The 22,918-nt window shown below is 70.4% G+C and carries 20 protein-coding genes; 11 read left to right on the top strand and 9 right to left on the bottom strand.

Annotated elements, in window-relative coordinates:
* Positions 1-237 precede the first annotated feature (237 nt).
* A complete protein-coding gene (locus OL599_RS26050; RefSeq protein ID WP_264714114.1) occupies positions 238-2,841 on the top strand; it encodes a hybrid sensor histidine kinase/response regulator in 2,604 nt (867 codons plus the stop codon).
* A 178-nt stretch (positions 2,842-3,019) separates the two neighbouring features.
* Here OL599_RS26050 and OL599_RS12550 read toward each other — a convergent pair whose 3' ends face one another.
* Entirely contained in the window at positions 3,020-4,255 is a 1,236-nt protein-coding gene (locus OL599_RS12550; RefSeq protein ID WP_264714115.1) for a hypothetical protein, read from the bottom strand.
* A gap of 178 nt (positions 4,256-4,433) precedes the next feature.
* On the opposite strand from OL599_RS12550, the gene OL599_RS12555 reads away from it, so the two are divergent.
* Genes OL599_RS12555 through OL599_RS12565 form a run of 3 tightly spaced genes read left to right on the top strand, consistent with a single transcriptional unit; the run spans position 4,434 to position 6,642 of the window.
* A complete protein-coding gene (locus OL599_RS12555; RefSeq protein WP_264714116.1) occupies positions 4,434-4,787 on the top strand; it encodes an STAS domain-containing protein in 354 nt (117 codons plus the stop codon).
* Positions 4,784-5,131 carry an Hpt domain-containing protein gene (locus OL599_RS12560; RefSeq protein WP_264714117.1) on the top strand — a complete coding sequence of 116 codons (348 nt, stop codon included), beginning with the start codon at positions 4,784-4,786 and terminating at the stop codon, positions 5,129-5,131. Before OL599_RS12555 ends, OL599_RS12560 begins: the two co-directional genes overlap by 4 nt.
* Positions 5,128-6,642 carry a sigma 54-interacting transcriptional regulator gene (locus OL599_RS12565; RefSeq protein ID WP_264714118.1) on the top strand — a complete coding sequence of 505 codons (1,515 nt, stop codon included), beginning with the start codon at positions 5,128-5,130 and terminating at the stop codon, positions 6,640-6,642. The genes OL599_RS12560 and OL599_RS12565 overlap by 4 nt, the downstream gene beginning before the upstream one ends.
* Before the next feature lie 6 nt (positions 6,643-6,648).
* On the opposite strand, the gene OL599_RS12570 is transcribed toward OL599_RS12565, so the two are convergent.
* On the bottom strand, positions 6,649-7,245 hold the full coding sequence (locus OL599_RS12570; RefSeq protein ID WP_264714119.1) for a PEP-CTERM sorting domain-containing protein: 597 nt from the start codon (positions 7,243-7,245) through the stop codon (positions 6,649-6,651).
* Between the two features lie 241 nt (positions 7,246-7,486).
* On the opposite strand from OL599_RS12570, the gene OL599_RS12575 reads away from it, so the two are divergent.
* Positions 7,487-8,173 (top strand): sugar transferase, encoded by a 687-nt coding sequence (locus tag OL599_RS12575; protein ID WP_264714120.1) that lies wholly within the window; start codon positions 7,487-7,489, stop codon positions 8,171-8,173.
* A gap of 3 nt (positions 8,174-8,176) precedes the next feature.
* Here the strand turns inward: OL599_RS12575 and OL599_RS12580 are convergent, their stop codons facing one another.
* Complete coding sequence (locus tag OL599_RS12580; protein WP_264714121.1) at positions 8,177-11,047, bottom strand: ATP-binding protein; 2,871 nt, start codon at positions 11,045-11,047, stop codon at positions 8,177-8,179.
* Positions 11,048-11,301: 254 nt separating this feature from the next.
* On the opposite strand from OL599_RS12580, the gene OL599_RS12585 reads away from it, so the two are divergent.
* The 4 genes from OL599_RS12585 to OL599_RS12600 all read left to right on the top strand — a co-directional run bounded on the left by OL599_RS12585 (position 11,302) and on the right by OL599_RS12600 (position 15,067).
* Complete coding sequence (locus OL599_RS12585; RefSeq protein WP_264714122.1) at positions 11,302-11,484, top strand: hypothetical protein; 183 nt, start codon at positions 11,302-11,304, stop codon at positions 11,482-11,484.
* A gap of 116 nt (positions 11,485-11,600) precedes the next feature.
* Complete coding sequence (locus OL599_RS12590; protein WP_264714123.1) at positions 11,601-12,371, top strand: SDR family NAD(P)-dependent oxidoreductase; 771 nt, start codon at positions 11,601-11,603, stop codon at positions 12,369-12,371.
* Between the two features lie 91 nt (positions 12,372-12,462).
* A complete protein-coding gene (locus OL599_RS12595; protein WP_264714124.1) occupies positions 12,463-13,398 on the top strand; it encodes a retroviral-like aspartic protease family protein in 936 nt (311 codons plus the stop codon).
* Positions 13,399-13,480: 82 nt separating this feature from the next.
* Entirely contained in the window at positions 13,481-15,067 is a 1,587-nt protein-coding gene (locus tag OL599_RS12600) for an ABC transporter substrate-binding protein (protein ID WP_264714125.1), read from the top strand.
* Between the two features lie 28 nt (positions 15,068-15,095).
* On the opposite strand, the gene OL599_RS12605 is transcribed toward OL599_RS12600, so the two are convergent.
* Positions 15,096-15,989, bottom strand: coding sequence for a MurR/RpiR family transcriptional regulator (locus tag OL599_RS12605; protein ID WP_264714126.1), 894 nt, complete (start codon positions 15,987-15,989; stop codon positions 15,096-15,098).
* A gap of 79 nt (positions 15,990-16,068) precedes the next feature.
* Here OL599_RS12605 and OL599_RS12610 point away from each other — a divergent pair, with 79 nt between their 5' ends.
* Together OL599_RS12610 and OL599_RS12615 are read left to right on the top strand one after the other, a co-directional pair.
* Positions 16,069-16,794, top strand: coding sequence for a COG4280 domain-containing protein (locus tag OL599_RS12610; RefSeq protein WP_264714127.1), 726 nt, complete (start codon positions 16,069-16,071; stop codon positions 16,792-16,794).
* Positions 16,791-16,979: a hypothetical protein gene (locus OL599_RS12615; RefSeq protein WP_264714128.1), complete on the top strand. Its 189-nt coding sequence runs from the start codon at positions 16,791-16,793 to the stop codon at positions 16,977-16,979. The genes OL599_RS12610 and OL599_RS12615 overlap by 4 nt, the downstream gene beginning before the upstream one ends.
* Positions 16,980-17,061: 82 nt before the next feature.
* Here OL599_RS12615 and OL599_RS12620 read toward each other — a convergent pair whose 3' ends face one another.
* The 5 genes from OL599_RS12620 to OL599_RS12640 form a co-directional block, all read right to left on the bottom strand.
* Positions 17,062-17,442, bottom strand: coding sequence for a hypothetical protein (locus tag OL599_RS12620; protein ID WP_264714129.1), 381 nt, complete (start codon positions 17,440-17,442; stop codon positions 17,062-17,064).
* Positions 17,443-17,582: 140 nt separating this feature from the next.
* On the bottom strand, positions 17,583-18,875 hold the full coding sequence (locus tag OL599_RS12625) for an O-acetylhomoserine aminocarboxypropyltransferase/cysteine synthase family protein (protein WP_264714130.1): 1,293 nt from the start codon (positions 18,873-18,875) through the stop codon (positions 17,583-17,585).
* Positions 18,876-19,015: 140 nt separating this feature from the next.
* Positions 19,016-20,440 (bottom strand): M20 family metallopeptidase, encoded by a 1,425-nt coding sequence (locus OL599_RS12630; protein ID WP_264714131.1) that lies wholly within the window; start codon positions 20,438-20,440, stop codon positions 19,016-19,018.
* 25 nt (positions 20,441-20,465) lie between these two features.
* The gene (locus tag OL599_RS12635; RefSeq protein ID WP_264714132.1) at positions 20,466-21,311 is read right to left on the bottom strand and encodes an alpha/beta hydrolase; all 846 of its coding nucleotides are present in this window, start codon (positions 21,309-21,311) and stop codon (positions 20,466-20,468) included.
* A gap of 13 nt (positions 21,312-21,324) precedes the next feature.
* Positions 21,325-22,917: an ABC transporter substrate-binding protein gene (locus OL599_RS12640; protein ID WP_264714133.1), complete on the bottom strand. Its 1,593-nt coding sequence runs from the start codon at positions 22,915-22,917 to the stop codon at positions 21,325-21,327.
* Between the last annotated feature and the right edge of the window lies 1 nt (position 22,918).

Raw genomic sequence — 22,918 nt, forward strand, 5'->3', positions numbered from 1 at the left:
GGTTAAGGTTGCATCAACGGATTGAACGCCGTGGCGGCCGGCAAACCGGGCCGTTGAATTGTGAACGAATGTTGTGGAGTTCGGCCCCGCTGTGGCAAATGAGGGGCTTCGGCAGACGCGACGCTACCGGGAGTCCCACGGGATGCCCTGGCGAAGGCGGCACGCCACGCCTTCGACGGTTAGGGCAGGGCTTTGGCATCAGGCACAGGCGGGCAGGGCTGGGCAATCGCGCCACCGGTGACGGACGACCGCGCCGCGAAGCCACAGGGCGGCAAGCCGGGCGACCCGGTGCGGCTGTTCGTCGTTGCCGCCGCTGCCTTCCTGTTGTGCCTCCTGACTGCCTGTGGCGTGCTGCTGCTGGGTGAACAGGCCAGCGCGCGCCGCAGCAGCGCAACCCTCGTTCGCGCCATGGCCGCCACCCTGGCCGCCGAAGTGAAGGCAGGCACCGGCAGAGCCGAGGCCATGCTCAGCGACTTCGATTCGTCGGCCGATGACCAGGCGCTGGCCCGCCGCATTGCCGGGCGGCCGCTGGTGCGCGCGCTGCTCGTCACCGACGCCTCCGGCATCGTGGCGCGTGCCTCGGACCCCGTGCTGATCGGGCTCGACCTCGGCGCCAGCCCCTGGTTCGCGCCGTTGCTGGCCGGTGCGTCCGACACCATCGCCGGCACGCCGATGCCGGATGCTGCCAACCCCTCCCGCCGGCTGCTGCCGCTGGCCCGCCGCACCGCGCCGCATGGCGCGATCGTGGCACTGCTCGACCCCGCCGCACTGCTGTCGGGTCTGCAGGTCGAGGCTGCCTCGCCGGGCCTGGACGTGGCGCTCTATTCCGCGGACAGCGTCCTGCTCGCCGCCACCGACCCCGCCGCCCCGATCGGCGTGCGCCAGCGCACCGTCTGGTTCGCCCGGCCGCCGGGCGAGAACCACCCTGCCGGCGTCTGGCAGGGGCCCGAGGCCGGCGCCGGCAGCCGCGACGTGCTCGCTGCCGTTGCCGCGGTCCCCGGCGCCCCGCTGCTGGTGACCGTGGCACGCCCGACCGCCGTCATCCGGACCGAGGCGCGGCAGGCCGCTCTCCCGGTCATGCTCGGCCTCACTGCCGCCGGGGCCGCGGCGCTGATGGGCATGGCCGGCCTGCTGCGCCAAGCCCTGCACCAACGCCGCCGCGCCGACGCGCTGGACGCCAGCGAGCGCGCCGCCCAGGCCGCCGGCAGCGCCAAGATGGATTTCCTGGCGTCGATGAGCCACGAGATCCGCACCCCGATGAACGGCGTGATCGGCATGGCCGGCCTGCTGCTGGACACGCGGCTCGACTCCGAGCAACGGCGCTACACCGAAACCATCCGCAATTCCGGCGAGCACCTGCTGACCGTCATCAACGACATCCTCGACTTCTCCCGCCTGGAAGCGCAGGGCATCGAGCTCGAATCCGCCCCGTTCATCGTCGAGGAGGAGGTGGCGAGGGTCGCCGACCTGTTCGCCCCCGCCGCCGCGGCCAAGGGGGTCGAGATCGTCTGCCGCTTCGCCGACACCCTGCCCGCGACCGTCACCGGCGATCCCGGCCGCTTCCGCCAAGTGCTGCTCAACCTGGTCGGCAACGCCATGAAGTTCACGGAGAAGGGCTGGATCGAGATCGCCCTTGACGGACGCCCGCAGCCGGAGGGCGGCCTCCTGCTTGAGTGCGCAGTCACCGACACCGGCATCGGCATCGACCCCGCCCGCCTGCCGCTGCTGTTCGAGCGCTTCAGCCAGGCCGACGCCTCCATCTCCCGCCAGTTCGGCGGCACCGGCCTCGGCCTCGCCATCTGCCGGCGGCTTGTCACCGCCATGGGCGGCTCGATCAGCGCCGCCCCGCGTCCGCGCGCCGGGTCTGGCAGCGGCAGCGAGTTCCGCTTCTCGATCCTGGTCCGGCCGGCCGATGGCCCGCCGCCCCCCGAGCTGCTGCCTCTGAGCGGCCGGCGCTGCCTCGTGCTCGACGACCTGCCGGTCAACCGGGAGGTGCTGACACGCCAGCTCGGCGCCCTCGGCGCCCAGGCCGAGGCGGCGGCAGATGCGCCCACCGCACTTGGCATGCTTCGCGACGCCCGGGCCAACGGCGCTCCGTTCTGCCTCGTGCTCGTCGACCGCCTGCTGACGCCGGCCGGCGCGTCCGGCATGAACGGCCCCGACTTCGCCCGCGCCGTCCGCGCCGACCCCGCGCTGGCCGCAACAAGGCTGGTGCTGTGCGCTTCCGGCCAGTCCGCCGGAACGCCGGAACCGTACGCCCAGGCCCCGTTCGACGCACACCTGCGCAAGCCCGTCCTGATCTCCCGCCTGCGCGCCATGGCCGTCATGCTCGACACCCCCAACACCACCCTTCCCCTCTCCCCGCAACGCGGGGAGAGGGAGGGTGAGGGGTCCCCACAGCGGGCGGCTGAGGGACCCCGCACGCTGACCCGGGCCGCCGACACCCCCCTGGCCGGCCTGCGCGTGCTGCTGGCCGAGGACAACCCCACCAACCAGCTCATCACCCGCACCTTGCTGCAACGGGCCGGCGCCACAGTGGAACTGGTGGCCGACGGCGCCTCCGCCGTCGCTGCGGCCGGCGCCAGCTCGTTCGACGTCGTGCTGATGGACCTGCAGATGCCCGGCATGGACGGCCTGGAAGCCGCCCGCGCCATCCGCGCCGGCGAGCCGCCCGGGCGGCGCCTGCGCATCATCGGCCTGACCGCCGCGATCGGCCCGGACACCGAACGCGCCTGCCGCGCCGCCGGCATGGACACGCATCTGGGCAAGCCGGTGTCGCGCGCCTACCTGCTGCGCACGCTCGCGGATCTGGCGCAGACGACCGGCCCCGACGCGGGATAGAGCGTGATCGCCACAGGTGGAATCACACGGAGGCGTGAATCACGCGATAAAACAAAGACCTAGAGCCTGATCGGAACGCCTATCGGTTCCGATCAGGCTCTAGGCCGGGCAATGGCGTTCGACGTCGTGACGGGCGGCGCCGCTGCTGTCCGGCAGGCGCGCGGTCTGATCCGCCCGCCTACGCCGTGCGCGGCAGCATCGCCTTCAGCCTGTTGAACAGCCGGTCGTCGTCCACCGGCAGGTCAACGTGGTCGGCGCCGCGGTTGGCGGCATTGGGGTCGCGCATCCAGTCCTGCGGGAACAGCGCCACCGTGGTCTCCTTCGTCGCCCGCTGCGGCACCGGGAAGGCATTGGTCACCGCCGCCAGCAGCGCCGTGCACAGATCGCCGCCGGCGAGCCGGCCGAGATGGCTCAGTGGTGTAGGGCGGGCGTTGAACTTCAGGAACCACAGCTTGTTGGAGGCCTCGTCGCGCACGAAGTCGATTCCGCCGAAGCCGGTGAAGCCGAGCCGGCCCACCAGCTTGCGCGACGTGTCCGCCATGGTCCGGTCGTTGACCAGCCGCACCACGGTGCTCGCGCCCGTGCCGGGCGGGTGCACCACCTCGGCCACCGCGGCGATGCCGGCCAGCGCGCGGCCGTCATAGGCGACCACCGTGTATGTGGCGGGCCGGCCCGGCACATGCGCCTCGATCGCCAGCAGCGGCCCGTCCTGCAACGGTCTGGTCAGGTCACCGGCCAGGTGGAACCCGGTCAGCACGCTCCACAACGGGTAACGCACGGCCCTGCCCAGCCAGTGCGGCACGTCCTCCGGCTGGGTCAGGTCGCTGTAGGCGGCATGCAGTTCCGCCTGGTCGGCACACACGCGCACGCGGTCGCCGCCGGTGCGCCCCTCGCGGGTCAGCACCACCGGCCAGCCATGGTCGCGCGCGAACGCCTCCGCCACCTGCAGATAGGGCACGGGGGCGCTGGGCGGCGCCGCGATGCCCAGCGTCGCCGCCAGCTTGCGCGCCAGCGGCCGGCTGCTGCGGGCAGCGAAGCTGCGCGCCTCGCCCAGCGAGCGCAACAGGATCTCGCGCACCAGCGGCGGCATCGGCACCCGCAACTGCCCGCCCGGCCCGCGCGCGCCGTCCCAGGCATTGGCCAGGTTCTGCAGCAGGTGCACCGCCGCTTCGTCGCAGGGCACCACGATGCGCGGCTGGAATTCCAGGATGGTGCGCAGCACCGGCCGCAGCACGCCCAGGCGGACAAGCCCGGCCGACAGCGCGAAGCGGTATTCGATGTGGCTGGATTGCGCCAGCAGCCCGTCCGGGTCGGCGAGCACGCCGACCTCGAAGCCCGCCTCGCGCAGGGCCCGGGGAAGGCGGGTGGGGCCGAACCAGTCGGCGAGGGCGACGAGCAGAATCCTGGGACGCATGACCTCTGACAGTCCGGAACAATCATTTCGTATCACAAAGTCGTGGTCGGGGGAATTTTCTGGTGAAATCAGCCTCGCAGGCTGCATTGCATTCTGCGGCCATCCCACTGCAAACTGCCGGTGTCGCTGGCGTGACTATTGCACCGTCAAAGCGAAACCAGTGGCCGGAGTGCGGAAGATGTTCGAGCGGATCGCGAGCGAGAACGGGCGGGTTCGCCTGCAGCTGAAAGGCGCCCTCGACGCCGAAAGCTGGCTCGCGCTGCGCGACGGCTTCGCGGCGCTGGCCGCCGCGCCGGAAGGCGAGGTGGTGCTGGACCTGACCAATGTCAGCTTCATCGACGGCCCCGCCATCGGCGCCATCGCCTTCCTGTTCAAGCGCCTGCGCGCCAAGGGCCGCCGCCTCGTCGTCACCGGCGTGTCCGGGCAGCCACTGGCGCTGCTGCGCGAGCACGGGCTGGACGAGGTGCTCGGCCTGTCCGGCGACGACGCGCATGCGCGCCGCCGCTTCGGCCTGTCCTGGGTGGCGCCGTGACCGGGACGCGCGGCTTCGCGGCCCAGCTTGCCGAGGATCTCGGCCCGGAGGACCTGCGCCATGTGCTGAACGTGTTCCGCGGCGACCTGGACCGGCTCAGCGAGGTGCTGCGCGTGTCCGCCGCCGCCGGCGATGGCGCCAGCTTCCGTCGCGCCGCCCACAGCCTGGCCGGGGCGGCGGGAGCGGTGGGCGCGCAGGCGCTGGAACAGGCCTGCCGGCTGGCGATGACCCGCGCCGATATCGGCGCCGCCCAGATGCCCGGCGTCGCCGCCGACATCGCTGCGCTGTGCCAGGGCGCCCTGGCCGAGCTTGCCGCCTTCGCCGGCGGGCTCGACCGCGCGTGAGCGAAGCGCCCGCCCGTGTCCTGGTGGTGGAGGACACGCCGACCCAGGCCGAGCTGGCGCGCACGCTGCTGCGGGGACTCGGCCACGCCGTACGGGTGAGCGGATCGGCGGGCGCGGCGCTGGCCGAGGCGCGGGCCTGGGAGCCGGACGCGATCCTGCTGGACATCGAGCTGCCCGACTACAACGGCTTCGAGCTGATGCGCCAGTTGAAGGGCGAGGGGATCGACACCGCGGTGATCGTGGTCACCGCCAACGCCTCGATCAACACCGCGGTCGAGGCGATGCGCGGCGGCGCGGTGGACTTCCTGGTCAAGCCCTACGCCAAGGCGCGGCTGTCGGTGACGCTGGCCAACGCGCTGGAGAAGCGGTCGTTGGTGGCGCAGTTGCGCTCGGTGAAGGCGCGGCTGGACCGGGACCGGTTCTTCGGCTTCATCGGCGGCTCCGCACCGATGCAGGCGGCCTATCGCACCATCGAGAGCGTGGCCGCCAGCCGCGCCAGCGTGTTCATCACCGGCGAGAGCGGCACCGGCAAGGAACTGGCGGCCGAGGCGGTGCACAAGGCGAGCCCGCGCGCCGGCCGCAGCTTCGTGGCGTTGAACTGCGGCGCCATTCCCCGCGACCTGCTGGAGAGCGAGGTGTTCGGCCACGTGAAAGGCGCGTTCACCGGCGCCACCGCCGACCGCCCTGGCGCGGCGAAGCTTGCCGATGGCGGCACCCTGTTCCTGGACGAGATCGGCGAGATGCCGCTGGAGATGCAGGTGAAGCTGCTGCGCTTCGTGCAGACCGGCAGCTTCGCCCCGGTGGGCTCGTCGCGGCTCGAGCGGGTGGACGTCCGCTTCGTCTGCGCCACCAACCGCGACCCGATGCTGGAGGTGCAGGCCGGGCGGTTCCGCGAGGACCTGTATTACCGGCTGTATGTGGTGCCGGTGGAACTGCCGCCGCTGCGCGCGCGCGGTGGCGACGTGCTGCTGATCGCCCGGCATTTCCTGGCCCAGTTCAGCAAGGAAGAGGGCCGGCGTTTCCAGGGCTTCAGTCCGGAGGCGGAAGCGGCGCTGCGGGGCTATTCGTGGCCGGGCAACGTGCGCCAGTTGCAGAACGTGGTGCGCAACATCGTCGTGCTGCACGACGGCGAACGCGTCGAGGCAGCGATGATCCCGCCGCCGGTGCTGCGCACCAATGGTTCGGCCCCGGACCCCACGCCGGTTCCGGCGCCCGTTGCCATTCCAGTTCCCGCGCCGGTGCTGCCCGATCCGGTCCCTGCCGTGCCGGAGCCGTTCTGGTCCGGGCCCGGCCTTGCGCCCGAACCGGTGGCGGCCGCGCTGCCGCCGCCACCGCCGGCGGAGCCGGAGGTGGTGCCGCTGGCGGAGATGGAGCGGCGGCTGATCCTGGCGGCGCTGCGGCGCACCCGCCAGGACGTGCCGCGCGCGGCCGCCCTGCTGGAGGTCAATCCCTCGACGGTCTATCGCAAGCTGGCGGCGTGGCGCGCCGCCGGCCTGCTGGCCGAGGCCTGAGCGCCGCTACGCGCCTGCGCCCTGGCGGCGCCGGAGCAGCGCCAGGCCGGCGAGGCCCGCGGCGAGCACCGCCATCGCGGCGGGCTCGGGCACCGCTTGTGCCACCGAGGCGGTGACGATGCCCTGGGTGTAGGGGAGCACGCCGCCGTCCACCGGGCCGCTGATCGCGATGCCTGCCCCGCCGAAGTCTAGTGGGGAAAAAAAGGCCCCGAACCCCGACGCGGAAAAGGGCGTGGGGTCGCTGCCGCTGAACAGGACGCCGTCGACGCTATCGGCGATCAGGTAGAAAAGGCCGAGGTCGCCGGTGACATCGAGCATGGCGGTGAACTCCGTCAGGTCGGCCGCCGTGAAGTCGTATTGCATGGTGTTGGCGCCACCGGCATCGCTTACCCACAAGGTGAAGCTGAACGACAACGGGTCGAATTCATTCGAATTCGGATTGCCGGCGAAGGTGAACTGGCCGATGCCGGTGGCGATGCCGAGCGGCCCGTAATCGGCGTTGCCGTAGCCGTTGTAGCTGAAATCGACGGTGGTCTGTGCTCGCGCGCTGCCGGCGCCCAGTGCCAGCGCCGCGACGAATGCCAGGCCGAGAATCCGCATCATATCGTTCCGTTCCCTGATCCCGGGCCTCGACGTACGATGACGATCCCGTGAGCAAAGTTAACGTGCCTGTCAGGGCGAGAACAAGCTCAGACACGGGGCTTATTAATATTACGTTAACATTCAAAAGATTGCTCATTATTGCAAGAACGGCGCATCGCAAGGCGCCTCGCAAAATGCAAATCCGGCTGGCCCGGCATTTGCACACATCTGCGTTATCACCGCGATGCAACGGAGTGAGCAGATGTCCAACCGCAAGATGACCCGCGACGCGATCCCGGCCGCGGCACTGTTCGCGGGCAGCTACATCCCCGCATCCGTCGCCGGTACCAAGCGGGCGCTGGACATTTTCGCCGCACTGGTGCTGCTGCTGGTGACTGCGCCGCTGTGGCCGCTGATCGCGCTGGCCATCAAGCTCGACAGCCGCGGGCCGGTCATCTACCGGCAGATGCGGGTGGGCCGGGCCATGGCGGACCGGACCGAGCTGTTCATGATCCTCAAGTTCCGCTCCATGCGCGCCGACGCCGAGGCGCGCAGCGGCGCGGTGTGGGCGAGCCGGCGCGACCCGCGCATCACCCGCGTCGGCAGTGTCCTGCGCAAGACCCGGCTGGACGAGATCCCGCAGCTCGTCAACGTGCTGCGCGGCGACATGTCGCTGATCGGCCCGCGGCCGGAGCGGCCCGCCTTCTATCGCCGCCTCGAGCGGATCGCGCCGTTCTTCGCCGACCGCACCGTGGGCCTGCGCCCCGGCATCACCGGGCTGGCCCAGGTGCGCCAGGGCTATGACAGCTGCGACGCCGACGTCGTGCGCAAGGTCGGGTTCGACGCGGCCTATGCCATGCGGCTGTCCGACTTCCGCATCTGGGTGGTGTCGGACATCTCGATCATCCTGCGCACCTGCATCGTGATGGTGAGCGGCCGCGGCCAGTAGCACCTACATGCCGGCCGGCGGGTGCCAGTTGCCTAGCTCGTCGATGCCGGCCTGGAGCAGGGCGTGCAAGTCGTGCACCTGCTCGGCGATGTCCTCGCCGCTGCCAGCGTCCTCCAGCACGGCGGCGGCGTGGCTGACCCGCATCAGGCCGAGATTGGCGGCGGTGCGGCCCAGAGCGCCGGCCTCGCGCATCAGCTCGGCGCGGCGGCCGGCTTCGGCGTGCGCCAGCAGGTCGGCGGTCTGGCGCAGGCCGGTCTCGATGAACAGGCGGACCACGTCGGCCGCGGCGCCGGGCCCGAGGTCGCGCACCATGGCATCGAGCATGGCCGGGTCGAAGCCGCGGTTCTCGACCACGGCGGCGCGGCGGCCATGCGCCCCCTCCGGGGTGGCTTGCGGTGGCCGCCTGGCGGTGGCGGCGGCGATCGCCTCGGCCAGCCGGTCGCCGGTGATCGGCTTGGTGGCATACTCGTCCATGCCGGCGGCGAGGCACGCGGCCTCGTCGGTGGGCATGGCGCTGGCGGTGAGGCCGACAATGGCGAGGCGCCCGCGCTCCCCCGGCATGGCGCGGATCGCCCGGGTGGCGGCGAGGCCGTCCATCTCCGGCATCATCACGTCCATCAGCACGAGGTCGTAGTCGCGGCTCGCCACGGCGTCCACCGCCTCGCGGCCGTTGGTCACCGCCTCGACGCGGTGGCCCAGGCGTTCGAGCATGCGCGTGACCACCAGGCGGTTGGTGGCGTTGTCCTCGGCGACCAGGGCGCGCAGCCCGGCGGCCTGGGCGAAGGCGGCGTCGTCGCTGGCGCGGCGGGAGCGCAGCTTCACGTCGAAGCGGAAGATGCTGCCCAGGCCCGGCGCGCTTTCGACCTCGATGCTGCCGCCCATGCGCTCGATCAGCCGGCGGCTGATGGCGAGCCCCAGGCCGCTGCCGCCGAAACGGCGTGAGATCGAGCTGTCGGCCTGGGTGAACTCGTCGAACAGGCGGCTCTGCGCTTCCGGCGCGATGCCGATGCCGGTGTCGGCGACGGTGAAGCCGAGGCGGACGGCGCCGGGCTCGCGCGCCTGGCGGGTGACGCTGACGCGCACGTGGCCGGCCTCGGTGAACTTCACGGCGTTGCCGATCAGGTTGAGCAGGATCTGGCGCAGCCGGCGGGCGTCGCCGGCCGCGCGCAGCGGCACGTCGTCGGCGATGTCGATCTCGAGCGCGAGGCTCTTGGCGGCGGCGGCGGCGGCGAGCATGTCGATGGCGCCGCGCAGCAGGCCGCGTATGTCGAAGCTCGCCACCTCCAGCTCCAGCTTCCCGGACTCGAGGCGGGAGAAGTCGAGGATGTCGTTGATCATCTGCAACAGGTGGTTGCCGCTGTCGAGGATGATGCGGACATAGTGCTGCTCGGCCGCCCCCAGCTTCATGTCGAGCAGCAGGCTGGCGGCGCCGATGATGCCGTTCATGGGGGTGCGGATCTCGTGGCTCATCACCGCGAGGAATTCCGAGCGCGCGCGCCCGGCCACTTCGGCCGCGTCGCGGGCGGCGGCGAGCGCGGTCTCGGTGCGCTTGCGCTCGGTGACGTCGGTGTAGGTGCGCACCGCACCGCCGCCGGCCATCTCCTGGGTGCGGATCTCCAGCGCCCGGCCATTGCCGCGCAGCCGCTCGTAGACGCCGTATTCGCTGCTGATTCCGCCGCTCTCGACGAAGTGCAGGAAGGCGGGATCGACGGTCTCCGGCGGACCGAACTCGCCCTGGGCGAGCTGCCAGCGCAGGATGTCGCGGAAATAGGGGATGCCCTGCATCAGCGAGTCCGGCAGCTCCAGCAGTTCCATGACGCGGCGGTTGGCGACCGGGACGCGGCCCTCGGCATCGACCATCAGGATGCCCTGGCTGATGTTCTCGAGCGTGGCGGCGAGGGCTTCGCGCGAGCGGGCGATACGGCGGTGCTGGCGCACCAGAAGAGTGCCGAACAGGGCGGCGACGACGCCGATCAGCGTGCCGAGGATGAGCAGCCGGGTGCGCTGGCGCTGCCACTCGGCGAACACCTCGGCCTCGTCGAGGCCGACGGCGACCAGCAGCGGGTAGCCGGCGACCCGGCGGAAGCTTTCGATGCGGGCGGCGCCGTCGACGGGGCTGACGGTATGGAAGCTGCCCTGCTCGGCGCTGGACAGCAGGGCGGTCGCCTCGGCGCCTGCGAGCCTGGTGCCGATGACGCCGTCGCGCAGCGGCGCGTGGGCGCGGATGACGCCGTCCTCGCCCACGAGCAGCACGTCGCCGTTGCCGATGTCGAGCGACTCGTAGAACCGCGTGAGGTAGCCGATGTCGACGGAGACGACGACGGTACCGCCATAGCTGCCGTCCGGCCTGCCGATGCGGCGGGTGACGTTGATCGACCACTTGCCTGAGAGGCGGCCGAGCACCGGTGCGCTGATGAACATGCGGTCTTCGGTCGCCTCCTTCTGGACCCGCACATGCTCGCGGTCGGACAGGTCGACGCGGCTGGTGACCGGGCCGAGATTGGTCATCAGCACGATGCCCTCGGCGTCGATGATGGTGAGCTGGATGGTCAGGCCATGGGTGAACTGGCGGCTGCGGGCCCAGGTCGTGAGGTCGAAACGCGTGGGATCGCGCTGGTAGGATTCGCGCGCGAACAGCAGGGTCTGGTCGATCGCGTCGAAGGCGCGGGAAATGTTTTCGCTGAAGCCGCGGGCGAGGTTGGTGGTGTCCTGCACGGCACCCTGCAGGGCCTGGCGGTATTCCTGGCGCAGGTGCACGACGATGCCGGCCCAGGCCATGATCACCAGCCCCAGGACCAGCCCCAGGTAACCGGTCTCCGTCCGGAGCACCTTGCGGCGCAGCCACGCAAGCGGCGGCGTCTTCGGTGCCGGCATGTCGGGTTCTCCTGTTGTGGCGCGGCGGTGCAACTGTCGCGGTCGATGCAGGCATGTCAAGGATTCCGGGCCTGGGATGAGGCCCGGTCGGCGCACCGGAGTGTGGGGTGTGATCTAGCTCACATCATAAAAAAATCGTTATTGATATGTTAATACCACCCGATCGCCACCGGCCGGTCGATCGGGGCGGGGTATTCATGACAGGTATCGAACGTGGCGGTTGGGATTCTTGCGACTATTGCAGGCGAGGTCAGGTGGTCATCCAGCAGACGGAGTTGCGGTTCCGCCGGGTGACCGACCGCGGAGTCATCCAGTGCCAGGTGAGCGTGCCCGTCGGCTATTGCGACCAGTGCGGCTTCCGGCATGTCGATGCGGCCGCCGATGCGGCGATCGAGGCGGCGGCGCGCCGGGCCTATGAGGAACTCGGGGCGAAATAGGGGATGATGCGCGGCTGGTGCCCCCGCCGCCCTCGGCGTGCGGTTGCCGGTCGCGCATGCCCGGTGTTACGCACACGATCCAGGGTGATGAACAACCAGACATGGGAGCGACGCCGATGAAACTGTTCGACCTGACCGGCAAGGTGGCGATTGTCACGGGCGGCAATGGCGGGATCGGGCTGGGCATGGCCAAGGGCCTGGCCGGCGCGGGGGCGCGCGTGGTGCTGGCCGGCCGCAATGCCGCCAAGGGCGCGAAGGCGGCCGCGGAGCTGGGCGGGGCGGCGGTGTTCATGGCCGCCGATGTCACGAAGAAGGCCGATTGCGAGAAGCTGGTGGCCGACACGGTGGCGCGGTTCGGCCGGCTGGACATCCTGGTCAATAACGCCGGCACGGCGATCCGCAAGAACCCGCAGGACTACACCGAGGCCGAGTGGCACAAGGTGATGGACACCAACATGACCAGCGCCTTCCTGTGCAGCCAGGCGGCGTATCCGCATCTGGTGGCATCGGGCGCCCGCAACGAGGGCGGGGCGAAGGTGGTGAACATCGGCTCGGTGATGAGCCTGTTCGGCGCCCCGCATGCGGCCCCCTATGCCGCGAGCAAGGGCGCGATCATGCAGTTCACCAAGGCGATCGCGACGGCCTGGGCGAAGGACAACATCCAGTGCAACGCCGTGCTGCCGGGCTGGATCGACACCGAGCTGACGATGAGCGCGCGCGAGCAGGTGGCCGGGCTGAACGAGGCGGTGCTGGCGCGCACGCCGGCGGCGCGCTGGGGCGTGCCGGAGGACCTTTCGGGGATCGCGGTGTTCCTGGCCTCGCCCGGGTCGGACTTCGTGACGGGGACGGCGATTCCGTGCGACGGGGGGTGTTGCGCGCGGGCCTGAGGGATTGGTGCGGCGCCTGGTGTTGCAAGGGGGCGGGGTGGCGGCCGTCGGGCCGTTTGCCGGTGGCTTCGTTGGCGGTTGATGGGACCGGATGAAGAACGTTCTCTGGCTTCTCGTCGGGCTGCTCGCCGCCTGCACGGCGCCGTCGCCGCGAACCGGCCCACAGGGCTGCGACATCCGCAAGGACGCCGAGATCCCCATCACCTTCGAGCGGGGTCTCATCGGCGCGCCCGCCATGATCGAGGGCAATCCCGTCACCCTGCTGATCGATACGGGATCGGAAGCGTCCCTGGTCACGCCCGCAGCCATGGCGGCCCTGCACCTGCAGACCGACCGGCGCAGGCGTACCACCATCCAGGGCACGGGGGGCGCCATCACGACGCAGAACGCCGCGTTGCAGTCCTTCGGGATTGGCGGCATGGAAATGCTGGACCAGAGCACGGCCGTCGGGCCGCTGCCGGGGGTGCGGAATGTCAGACTGGCCGCCTCCGGCCTGGTAGGCGCCGACTGGCTCAGGGATTTCGACGTCGAGCTGGATCTTCCGCATCGGCGCGTTGCACTTTACCGGGTGCAGGGATGCAGCGGGGCGTATGTTCCGTGGCAGGGTCCGACGACCCCGGTTCCTGTTCAGATCTACCGGCGCGGCCTCGTCCTGTTGCCGGTCAAGCTGGATGGCCAATCCGTGACGGCATTGCTCGACAGCGGGGCGAACCGTTCGATCCTGAGCGAGACTGCCGCGACGCGGGTCGGGGTCGGCGGGTCGACGCCCGCTTCGGACAGGCCGGGGACGGCGATCGGCATCGATGGGGCGATGCAAGCGACCCGCGGCCACCGCTTCGGAGTGCTTCGGGTCGGCGGTGCCGAATACAGGGGGCCGCTGATCGGCGTCGGCCCGCTGCAACTTCCGATGGCCGACATGCTGCTCGGCACGGATTGGCTGCGGGTGAACCGGGTATGGATCTCGTACGCGGCGCGCCGGGTGACCATCCAGCCCGTTCGCCCGGTTGGCGATACCCGGGCCGAATAGGGGCGGGGAAGGGCCCGCTGAAGTCTGCTTGCTCCTCACCCGCCCTGCGTGCTGCACTTGCGGGAAACAGGGGAGAAAGGTCATGGGTGGCAACAGGGTCCTGCGTCGGTTCCTGCTGGCCGGAGCGGCCGCATTGCTGGCCGGCGCGGGGATTGCGTCCGGCGCCAAGGCGCAGACCAAGGTGCTGCGGGTGATCCCGCACGCGGACCTCACCATGCTCGATCCGGTCTTTGTCCCGATCGTCATCACCCGCGAGTACGGGCTGATGGTGTATGAACAGCTGTTTGCCTGGGACAGCAATCTGCGGGCGAAGCCGCAGATGGTCGAGACGTGGAGCACCTCGCCCGACGGGCTCACCTGGCGCTTCACCTTGCGCGACGGGCTGAAGTTCCATGACGGTCAGCCGGTGACGACGGCCGATGTGGTCGCGTCGCTGAAGCGCTGGATGGGGCGCGATCCGGTGGGCGCGAAGGTCGCGGCCGTCATGGCGTCGCTGGACCCGGTGGACGGCAAGACGCTCGAGCTGAAGCTCAACAAGCCCTATCCGATGATGCTGTTCTCGCTGGGCTCGGCGGTCGGGCAGATCCCCGTGATCATGCGCGCGGGCGACCTGCAGGACCCGGACAAGCCGGTGACGACGGCGATCGGCTCGGGCCCGTATCGCTTCAACCATGCCGAGCGGATCAGCGGCGCGCGCGTGGTGTTCGACCGCAACCAGGACTACGTGCCGCGCAAGGAGCCGGCGGACGGGCTGACCGGGGCGCGGCTGGCCAAGGCCGACCGGGTGGAGTGGCGCATCGTTCCCGATGCCGCGACCGCGGCGGCCGCGCTGCAGAACGGCGAGGTGGATATCTGGGAGCAGCCCGCGCTGGATCTGCTGCCGCTGCTGTCAAAAACCCCGCAGGTGAAGCTGCAGAAGCTGACCGAGCTGAGCAACATGGTGATGCTGCGGCCGAACACGCTGTATCCGCCTTTCGACAACCCGAAGGCGCGCCTCGCGCTGGCCTACATGATCGACCAGGGCGACGAGATGGCGGCGGGCTTCGGCGATGAGAAATACTGGAAGCGCTGCAATGCCTATTACATCTGCGGCGGGCCGTACGGCACCGAGGCCGGGACGGAGGATTTCAGGCCCGATTTCGACAAGGCGCGGCGCCTGCTGGCGGAAGCCGGCTACAAGGGCGAGAAGATCGTGTTTCCGACGACGAACGAGATCGCCTGGATCGGCCGCATGTCCGAAGTGGCCGCGGATGCCATGCGCAAGGCGGGGATGAACGTGGACCTGGTGTATGCGGACTGGGGCACCACGGCGGGGCGCCAGCGCAACCAGGGGCCGCCCTCGGCCGGCGGGTGGAACATCCTGCTGACCGGCGCTTCCGGGCCGACCATGCACCATCCGCTGACCAATATCGGCACCAACATGGCCTGCGACCGCAAGAACTTCGCCGGCTGGCCGTGCGACGAGGAGGCGGAGCGGCTGCGCCAGGCGTTCCTCGATGCCGACGACGCCGGCCGGGCCGCGGCATTGGACAAGCTGCACCGGCATCTCGCGCAGGTGCAGCCGTATCGTGTGCTCGGGCAGTACGACCAGCCCGTCGCGATGCGTGCGAATGTGACGGGGCTGCTGTCCGCGCCGGTGATCGTCTACTGGAACATCGACAAGAACTGATTGCCGGTGGGGTGGGGGCGGGGTTGGGTCACCGCCTTGTGCCGCCGATGGCCCCCCGCAGTTCATCCAGCCGTTCGAGAGTGGCGATGGTCTCGTGCTCGGCGGAGGCGGCCAGGGCGAGGACGAGGGCTTCGAGGCACACGAGGGTGATGCCGTGCAGGGCGAAGTGCTCGGCGCGGCCGCGCGGGGCCTGGATGCTCAGGCTGGCGCGTCCGGCGATGTCCGGATCGGGCGTGTCGGTGACCAGGACGACGGGGATGCCGAGGCGCTCGGCTTCGTCCAGGACGGCGATGACCTCGCGATAGGCAGGGCCGTAGGCGAGGATCAGCAGGGCATCCGTTCGCGACAGGGCCAGCATCTGGTCGGCGAGTTCGGTGCCCGTGCGGTCGAGTGTCTCGGCCTTCCGGCCGGTGCGCCGGAGCAGGAAGGCGGCGTACTGCGCGATCGGGGCGGACGGTCCGATCCCGAAGACGATCAGGCGTTCCGCTGGGTGGAGCAGGGCGGCGGCGGCGCCGATCTGTGTGCGGATCGCGGGGGATGAGAGCTGTTTCAGGCCGTCCGCTGAGGTTTCAAGCACGGTTGCGATGGCGCGCCCGGCATTGTGCCCGGCCTCGGCGAGGGTGCGGCGCATGCCCGTGACGGGTGTCGCGCCGGGTTGAAGCGATGTTGTGAGCACCTGGCGAAGCTCGGGCAGGCCGCTGAAGCCGAGGGTCTGGACGGCGCGGATGACGGTCGCATCGGACGTGCGGGTGCGGCGTGCGAGCTCGGCGGCCGAGCTGGCCAGCGCGACGACACGGTTCTCGTCGATGAAGCGTAGCACGCGCAGCATGGCGTCGGTCAGGTCGTCGCGATGCTCGCGCAGCCGTCGGGCGTACGGGTCGTCGCGGTCGGGGTGGGCGCGTTCGGTCTTGTTGTGTGGCATTTGCTACATTATATTCGATGACGTAGTTTACGCTACATCAATCGGTCTCGTCGTGGCGCTTCAGGCAAGGGGACGGTGAATGAACTGGGCGATCTTCGCATCGAGCTTTCTGGCGGCGACGGTGGAGTGGGTCGAAGCCTATACCATCGTCCTTGCCGTAAGCCTGACCATCGGGTGGTCGGCGGCGCTGGGTGCTGTGGCCGCGGCATTGGCGACGCTCGGGGCGCTGACCGCGGTGACCGGCGGGGCGCTGCAACTGGGCGTCGGGGTCGAGTGGCTTCAGTTCGTGATCGGGGTGTTCCTGCTGCTGTTCGGCGTGCGCTGGCTGGCGAAGGCGATCGCTCGCGCGGCGGGGCTGGTCGCGCTGCACGACGAGGCGGCTGAATTCCGGGCGACCCGGACGCTGCTGCGGGGCGAGGACGGGCGGGCGGCGTGGCTGGTTGCCTACAAGGGCGTGCTGCTCGAGGGCTTGGAGGTGTGGCTGGTGGTTGTCGCCCTGGGGGCCGGCGGGGTTGGCCTGGTCAGCAGCACGTGGGGTGCGATCGCTGCCCTGGTGCCAGTGGCGGTGGCGGGTGCGCTGTTGCAGGCGCCGCTTCGGCGGGTGCCGGAGAACGCGATCAAGTTCGTCGTGGGCGCGATGATCGTGGCCTTCGGGACGTTCTGGACGCTGGAGGCCATGGGAGGTGCTGCGGCGTGGCCGTTGGGGGATTGGTCGCTGGTCGGGTTGGTCCTGTTTTACCTGCTTGGCGGGTTGTTGCTGGCCGTGGCGTTGCGCCGGCATCTGGTGAAGGGAGTTGTGCGGTGAGGGCCTTCCTGAAGACGCTGTTTGGCGACTTGCGGAATTGCGGTGTGGTGGTCGTGCTGATTGCGGTGGAGGCAGGGTTGGTGCGGGCGGGGCTCGCGCATGTGGCGCCGCTGGTGCTGCCGCCGCTGTGTCTTGTCGGGGTGTCGTGGCTGGCGTGGTCGGGGCGGCGGGTGGTTCGGGGGTAGTTTGCGGTTTTGGCGGCTTGCGTGGGGGTGCCTCTCCCCGCAAGGCGGGGAGAGGGGCAGAGATTTTCATTTCGGCTGGTTGTCAGGCGGCGCTGGCGGTTTGGCTGTAGGCGTTGATGGCTTGGGCCAGGTCGGGGGACAGCGTGCTGCTGAGCGAGGATTGGTCGGCGTTGGTGCCGGATGCCGCTTCGTGGTGATGATGGTGGTGATGCGCCTTTGCCGTGCCTGATGTCGTGGTCGCGCTGGCGGACTGCGGATCGTTGGCTTGCTGCTGGGTGAGCCAGGCCTGCAGGTCCGACGAGAGGGACTGGAACGGGTCGGTGGGGCCCGCGGGCTGGTTCGGTTGCGACGGCCTGGCGCGCTGGGGCTTCGGGTCGGCGGCGGAGACCGTGTCGGGCGTGGGCGGGGCCAGCGCCGTGGCGGCGGAATGCCAGATGTTCGAGGCGATGCTGCTGATCGACACGTCCTGTGCTCCTGTGACGGTGGATGCCGTCGTTGTGGAAGCAAACGGCGTGCCGGAGCGGGAATGGCGGAATTCCGCGCGTGGCCAGGGGGTGGCGGCCGGCAGATCCTGCCTTGGGTGGCAGGATCTGCCGGGTTGCGTCAGGCGCTGGCGGCGTCGAGGGCCTGGCCGAGATCGGCGAGGATGTCGTCGATGTGCTCGATGCCGATGGACAGGCGGACATAGCCGGGGGAGACGCCGGTGGCTTCCTGCTCGGCCTCGTTGAGCTGGGAGTGGGTGGTGGTGCCGGGATGGATGGCGAGGCTGCGGGCGTCGCCGATATTGGCGACGTGGTAGAACATCTTCAGCGCCTCGATGAACTTGCGGCCGGCGGCGGCGCCGCCCTTCAGCTCCATGCCGACCAGGCCGCCCATGCCGTGCGGGAGGTATTTCGCGGTCCAATCCGCCGCCTGGCCGGTGAGGGTGGAGGGGTGGATGACGCGCGCGACGTCCTTGCGCTCGCCGAGATACCTGGCGACCGCCAGCGCGTTGTCGCTGTGCGCGCGCATGCGCAGCGCGATGGTCTCGACGCCCTGCAGGATCAGGAAGGCGTTGAACGGGCTGATGGCGGCGCCGAGGTCGCGCAGCAGGGTGACGCGCATCTTGAGGATGTAGGCGATCGGGCCGAGCGGCTTCACCGCCTGCGACCAGACCGCGCCGTGGTAGCTGGGATCGGGCGTGTTCAGCGCGGGCTGGCGGGCGGCGTGGGCTTCCCAGTCGAAATTGCCGCCGTCGATGACGGCGCCGCCGATGGAGGTGCCGTGGCCGCCGAGATACTTGGTGAGGGAGTACATCACCACCGCGGCGCCGTGGTCGAACGGGCGCACCAGCAGGGGCGCGGCGGTGTTGTCCATGATCAGCGGGATGCCGAAGCGGCGGCCGATGGCGGCGACCTCGGCGATCGGGAAGACGCGCAGCTTCGGGTTGGGCAGGGTTTCCGCGTAGTAGGCGCGGGTGCGCTCGTCGGTGGCGCGGGCGAAGGCCTCGGGGTCGGCGGGGTCGACGAAGCGGGTCTCGATGCCCTGGTCCTTCAGCGTGTTGGCGAAGAGATTCCAGGTGCCGCCGTAGAGGTCGGTGGAGGAGACGATGTTGTCGCCGGCGCGGGCGAGGTTCTGCACGGACAAGGCGCTGGCGGACTGGCCGGAGGCGACGGCGAGGGCGGCGACGCCGCCTTCGAGGGCGGCGAGCCGCTTCTCCAGCACGTCCGTCGTCGGGTTCATGATGCGCGTGTAGATGTTGCCGAGCGCGCGCAGGCCGAACAGGTCGGCGGCATGGTCGGGGCTGTCGAACTGGTAGGACGTGGTCTGGTAGATCGGCACGGCGACGGCGGTGGTGGCCTCGTCGCGGCGCCAGCCGGCGTGCAGCGCGAGGGTCTCGGGGTGCTTGCTGGTCATGTGGGCTCTCCTGGGGCTTCGGGGTCTTGAAGCCCATTTCACGCGGCAAGACAAGGTATCGTATATATTACGATACGAATACGTATATCGTGTCGCCGGAGGGACCGCGCCGGCAAGGAGACGTGCCGGCGCGGTGCGGGTCAGGCGGCGGCGCGGGGCCTGAGCGGCGGCGTCACGTCGTCGGGCAGCGGGCAGACATAGGGATTGGTCTCGGTGCGGGCGGCGTAGTCGGCCTTCGCCTTCTCGACCAGGGCCGGGTCCTTCAGCGCATCGACAGCGGTCGAGGCCATGACCTTGGCGACGTGGATCATGCCCTTGTGCGCCAGTGCCGACTTGCCCTGCGCGGTGAGCTGCCAGGAATGACCGGGCGTGCCGATGGCGTAGGTGGCGCCGCGGGCCTGCACGGTGGGGACGACCCAGCTGACGTCGCCGACATCGGTGGAGCCCATCATCGGCGCGCCCTTGGCGTCGAGTGGCACGACGGTGTCGCAGAGCGGCGTGTCCTTCTTCACCGGCAGGCCGACGCGGCGATAGGCGCTGCTGATGTCCTCGTCGGACAAGGTCGCCTGGAACTGCGCCGCGAGGGCCCGGTCGGCGTCGTCGAAAGGCGGCGGGCCGAGGCGGGTGAGGGCGTCGTACATGGTCTTTTCCAGCGGCGTGTTGCCGAGCAGGTTGGAGACCGCGCTGACGACCTTGATCGCGACCTGCGTCTCGGTCATCAGGGCCGCGCCCTGGGCCACTTTCTTGACCCGCTCGATCAGCGGCCAAAGCTCGGTGAGGTCGCGGGCGCGGATGGCGTAGCGGACTTTCGCGGTGGCCTGCACCACGTTCGGGGCGACGCCGCCGCCGTCCAGCAGCGCGTAGTGGATGCGGGCGTCGCTGGGCATGTGCTCGCGCATGTAGTTGACGCCGACATTCATCAGCTCCACCGCGTCGAGCGCGCTGCGGCCGAGATGCGGGGCGGCGGCGGCGTGGCTGGCGCGGCCGGTGAAGGTGAAGTCGACGCGCATGTTGGCGAGCGACATCCCGTCGTTCACGCCGGAGAAGGCGGCGGGGTGCCAGGAGATGGCGATGTCCACGTCCTTGAAGCAGCCTTCACGCACCATGAACGCCTTGGCCGCGCCGCCTTCCTCGGCCGGGCAGCCATAGTAGCGGACGCGGCCGGGCAGGCCGTTGGCGGCGAGCCAGTCCTTCACCGCGGTGGCGGCCAGCAGCGAGGCGCTGCCGAGCAGGTTGTGGCCGCAGCCATGGCCCATGCCGTCGCCCGCGAGCGGCTTCGGCTCGGCGATGCCGGCTTCCTGGCTGAGGCCGGGGAGTGCGTCGTATTCGCCGAGGATGGCGATGACCGGGCCGCCTTCGCCGGCCTCGCCCATCACGGCGGTGGGGATGCCGGCGAGGTTCTCGGTGACGCGGAAGCCTTCGTCGCGCAGCATCTTCGTGTGCTCGGCGCAGGATCTGTATTCGTTGTAGGCGATTTCCGGCATGTCCCAGATGCGGTCGCTGAGCTCGACGTAGTCGTCGCGCTTGGCGTCGACCAGGCGCCAGATCTGTTCTTCGTTCTGCATGTGGGGCTCCGTTGGGGTCAGGGTGTCAGTTCGCGGCGGCGTGCAGGGCGGCGGCGAGGATGGGGGCGGCGGCGGCGGACATGAGCTTGCCGTCGTGGCCGACATCCGGGACGTCGATGATGGTCCAGGCGCAGGGCTCGCCGCGCGCGCCGGCGGCGGCGCGGGCGGTGGCGATGTAGCGGTGGGCGCGTTCGTAGCGCGTGCCGCCCTGGCGCATGGCCGGCGCTTCCTTGGGGAAATGCTCGCTGGTGGCGTCGATGTCGGCGGTGCCGGCCATGACGGTAAGGCGGAAGGCGAGCAGGGCCTGCAGGGCCGCGTCGTCCATGCCGGTGGCGCCGAGGCCGTAGGGGAACTCGGTGTCGAGGTCGGGCATGGCGTAGGTGCCGGCATTGGCGGTGACGGCGGCGGCGACGTTGTCGCGGAAGCCGAGCGAGATCAGGCGGTGCACGAACTGGCCGCCGGCGGAGTGGCCGAACAGGCCATAGCGCCGCCGGTTGGTCACGCCCTGCGCCTGCAGTGCCGCGAAGATGCGGCCGGGGACGGCGTAGGTCCATTCCGCGCGGGGCTTGGGGCGGCCCAGCGCGTCGGCGCGGTTGCCGAAATTGTACCAAAGTGAGCCGGGGAAGGAGTCGTTCGGGAACTGCGGGGCGATCACGAGCAGGCCGGCCTCGTCCACCAGCGGGAGCCAGAAGTCGCGGTAGTCGTCGCCGTTGCGCAGGACGCCGTGATGCACGAACAGCACGGGCGTGTCGGGGGCGTAGTGGCGCGGGCGGGCGCTGCGCAGGGTGAGACCCCGCCCGGGCAGGGCGGGGTCCTCGTAGGGAACGTCGTTGGCGCCCGGCCGGGCGACAAGGGCACGCAGGTCGGTCATTGCGGCGAAGGTCCTATTTCAGGGAGAGGCCGTCCGGATCGGTCGCCTGGTCGACGCGGCCGACATAGGTGTAGCGGTCCTTGAAGGCCCAGACGGTGGTTTCCCAGTAGAGCGGGATCAGCGCGTGGTCCTGCAGGGCGATGGTCGTTGCCTTCTCGAGATGGGCGCGGCGGCTGGCCTCGTTCATGTCCTCGAGTGCCGGGAGGAAGGCGGCGTCGAAGGCGTCGCTGTGGTAGCGGCCATAGTTGGAGGTGCCGATCCCGCGGTCGGGGAAGGGGCTGACGACGAAGTAGCGCAGCAGCGTGGCCTCGCCGGTGCCGTTGCCCCAGCCGCCGAGCCCGAGGCTGAACTCGCGCTTGGCGCGGCGGGGGAAGAACATGGTCTGGGTCATCGCGTCCACGGTGGTGCGGATGCCGATGCGGGTGAGGTACTGGCCGATCGCCTGGGCCACCTGCGCGTCGTTGATGTAGCGGTCGTTGGTGGCGGAGAGGGTGAGCGCGAAGCCGTCGGGGTAGCCGGCCTCGGCCAGCAGGGCGCGGGCGCGGGCGGGGTCGTAGTCGCGCGCGGGCGGGGTGGCGAGCGAGGAGAACATGCCCGGCGTGACGTACTGGTCGGCGGGGACGGCGAGGCCGTCCATCAGCCGGGTGGCGATGGTCTTGCGGTCGATGGCCAGCGACAGGGCCTGGCGGACGCGGACGTCCTGCAGCGGGTTGCGGCCGTCCTTGGTGGTGATCAGCGGCGTTTGCGGGCGGCCGATATCCGGCTGCAGGAACATGATGCGGTCGGACGGGGTGACGGTCCAGGCAAGGCCGCCCTTCGCCTTCAGCACCGGCAGATCCTGCGAGGAGGGGTTCTCGATGAGGTCGAAATCGCCGGAGAGCAGGCCGGCGACGCGGGGGCCGGTCTTGGGCACCGGCTTGAGGATCACGCGCGACCAGTGCGGCTTCGGGCCGGAATAGGTTGCGTTGGCTTCGAGAACGATGGTGTCGCCGCTGGTGTACTTGGCCAGGCGGTAGGGGCCGGTGCCGTTGGCCATGCGGCCGCCGTCGAACTCGTTGGAGGCCGGCAGGGCGGTGAGGCCGCAATTCTCGGCGTCGCTGAAGGTGACGGTGCCGGCGCCAGCGCTGCGGGCGGAGATGATGGCGAAGCCGGCGAGCAGGTCGAGCAGGCCGGGTTCGGGGCGGTGCGTGTGCAGGACGATGGTGTGGTCGTCGGCCACGTCCACGCGGTCCAGCGCCTTCGGCAGGTTGGTGAAGGACTTGGTGGGGCCGACGCCGGAGCGGGCGCGGCAAAGGCTGAAGACGACGTCGTTGGCGGTGAAGGGGCTGCCGTCGTGGAAGGTGACGCCCGGCCGCAGGGTGATCTTCCAGCTGCGGTCGTCCAGCAGGGTCCAGGCAGTGGCGAGGTCGGGCTGCGGGCGCAGCTGCGGGTCGGTGCGCACAAGGGCGCCGAACAGATCGCGGGCCAGCGCGTTGTTGGGGCCGACCTGGTGGAAATGCGGATCGGCGGAGGAGGGGGCGGCCGCGATGCCCACGGTGATGTCGGCGGCATGGGCCGTTGTGCCGGCAAGCAAAGCGGCCATGGTCAGGCCGATAATCGTCCGCATT

This window comes from Limobrevibacterium gyesilva (genome assembly GCF_025989185.1).
GTDB classification, from domain to species: domain Bacteria; phylum Pseudomonadota; class Alphaproteobacteria; order Acetobacterales; family Acetobacteraceae; genus Limobrevibacterium; species Limobrevibacterium gyesilva.

Bases quoted from the DNA above. Each gene is read 5' to 3' on its own strand.
- OL599_RS12625 (WP_264714130.1), bottom strand. From the start codon at position 18,875: ATGACCAGCAAGCACCCCGAGACCCTCGCGCTGCACGCCGGCTGGCGC.
- OL599_RS12630 (WP_264714131.1), bottom strand. From the start codon at position 20,440: ATGCAGAACGAAGAACAGATCTGGCGCCTGGTCGACGCCAAGCGCGAC.
- OL599_RS12555 (WP_264714116.1), top strand. From the start codon at position 4,434: ATGTTCGAGCGGATCGCGAGCGAGAACGGGCGGGTTCGCCTGCAGCTG.
- OL599_RS12550 (WP_264714115.1), bottom strand. From the start codon at position 4,255: ATGCGTCCCAGGATTCTGCTCGTCGCCCTCGCCGACTGGTTCGGCCCC.
- OL599_RS12575 (WP_264714120.1), top strand. From the start codon at position 7,487: ATGTCCAACCGCAAGATGACCCGCGACGCGATCCCGGCCGCGGCACTG.
- OL599_RS12580 (WP_264714121.1), bottom strand. From the start codon at position 11,047: ATGCCGGCACCGAAGACGCCGCCGCTTGCGTGGCTGCGCCGCAAGGTG.
- OL599_RS12595 (WP_264714124.1), top strand. From the start codon at position 12,463: ATGAAGAACGTTCTCTGGCTTCTCGTCGGGCTGCTCGCCGCCTGCACG.
- OL599_RS12570 (WP_264714119.1), bottom strand. From the start codon at position 7,245: ATGATGCGGATTCTCGGCCTGGCATTCGTCGCGGCGCTGGCACTGGGC.
- OL599_RS12600 (WP_264714125.1), top strand. From the start codon at position 13,481: ATGGGTGGCAACAGGGTCCTGCGTCGGTTCCTGCTGGCCGGAGCGGCC.
- OL599_RS12610 (WP_264714127.1), top strand. From the start codon at position 16,069: ATGAACTGGGCGATCTTCGCATCGAGCTTTCTGGCGGCGACGGTGGAG.
- OL599_RS12590 (WP_264714123.1), top strand. From the start codon at position 11,601: ATGAAACTGTTCGACCTGACCGGCAAGGTGGCGATTGTCACGGGCGGC.
- OL599_RS12605 (WP_264714126.1), bottom strand. From the start codon at position 15,989: ATGCCACACAACAAGACCGAACGCGCCCACCCCGACCGCGACGACCCG.
- OL599_RS12640 (WP_264714133.1), bottom strand. From the start codon at position 22,917: ATGCGGACGATTATCGGCCTGACCATGGCCGCTTTGCTTGCCGGCACA.
- OL599_RS12635 (WP_264714132.1), bottom strand. From the start codon at position 21,311: ATGACCGACCTGCGTGCCCTTGTCGCCCGGCCGGGCGCCAACGACGTT.